Consider the following 1,463-nt stretch of genomic DNA (forward strand, 5'->3'; position numbering starts at 1 on the left):
GCCTTCCACCGGGTGACCTGGTTGCCGGCGGCGACGACGATGCCGGCCAGTTCATGGCCCGGCACATGCGGCAGTGTGATGCCGTCATCATGGCCCATCCAGCCATGCCAGTCGCTGCGGCAAAGGCCCGTCGCCTCGACCTTGATGACGACACCTTCGGGCGTCGGCTTCGGATCGGCGACGGTCTGGATCGTCGGCGCCTGGCCGAACTGTTCGAAGACGACAGCTTTCATATCAAGGTCCTTCTGGCGGCTTTCCGGAGGCGCTGGACGGGCAGGGGCTATACGTCTTGGAAGTCAGTCCACCAGTGCCGCGTCGTCGGGCAAACGCCTGGCGTATTCGTCGGACACGATTTGGCGAATGGCGGTCTTGAGCAGCTTGCCCGTTGCGGTATGAGGCAGTTGGTCGACGACGATGACGTCGTCGGGAATACTCCATTTGGAGATTTTGCCGGCATAGCCATCCAGCATGTCGTTGCGGGTGAACGTCTGGCCGGGCTTGACGACGACGACCAGGACCGGGCGCTCGCCCCAGCGGGCATCGGGCGTCGCGACTACGGCCGCTTCCCTGATCGCGGGATGGGCCTGAGCGATGTTTTCCAATTCGATCGAGCTGATCCATTCGCCGCCGGATTTCACAACGTCCTTGGTGCGGTCGACAATCTGAACAAAACCGTCCTCGTCCATGGTCACGACGTCGCCGGTGTCGAACCAGCCCTCCACCGTATGAGCTGGGCTCTGTTCCATGTCGTAGTAGCCGGCCGCGACCCAGGGGCCGCGCACAAGCATGGCGCCGAAGCCTTTTCCGTCACGCGCCACCGGCTTGCCGTCGCTGCCCTCGATGCGGAACTCCACCCCGAACAGCGGCCGTCCCTGCTTGGACTCCAGTGTGAGTTTCTGCTTTTCCGACAGGCGTTGATGCTTGGGCAGCAGCGTCGCGGCAAGGCCGACGGGGCTTGTTTCCGTCATGCCCCAAGCATGGCGCACCATGACGCCCATCCCCTGGAAGCGGCTGATCATGATCGGGGGCGAAGCGGAGCCGCCGATGGCGACGCGCTTCAACGTTGAGAACTTCTGGCCATTGACGTCCATCCAGTCGAGCAGGCCGAGCCAAACGGTGGGCACACCGGCGGTGAACGTCACGCTCTCGCTTTCGAACAGTCCATGCAGGCTGGCGGCATCGAGGTTTGGTCCCGCCATCACGAGCTTGGCGCCGACCATCGGGGCCGCGAAGGGCAGGCCCCAGGCATTGACGTGGAACATCGGCACAACCGGCACCACGGCATCCATGGCTGAAAGGCCCAGCACGTCCGGCAAGCTGATCGCCATGGCATGCAGCACGGTGGAGCGGTGGCTGTAGAGCACGCCCTTGGGGTCGCCGGTGGTCCCGGACGTATAGCAAAGGCCACAAGCCGTGTTCTCGTCGAAAACCGGCCAGGCAAACTCGTCCGGCTCGTCCGCGAT

2 protein-coding genes are annotated in these 1,463 nt (G+C 64.0%); both read right to left on the reverse strand.

All coding sequences use genetic code 11. The features are described from left to right. Positions 1–233: alcohol dehydrogenase catalytic domain-containing protein (locus tag AC1DZP_RS36150; RefSeq protein ID WP_477309129.1), on the reverse strand; the 233-nt coding region annotated here is incomplete at its 3' end. Between the two features lie 63 nt (positions 234–296). Next, on the reverse strand, positions 297–1,463 hold a 1,167-nt coding region (locus AC1DZP_RS36155; protein ID WP_477309131.1), incomplete at its 5' end, for an AMP-binding protein.

Source organism: Mesorhizobium sp. P2_F8 (genome assembly GCF_056403655.1).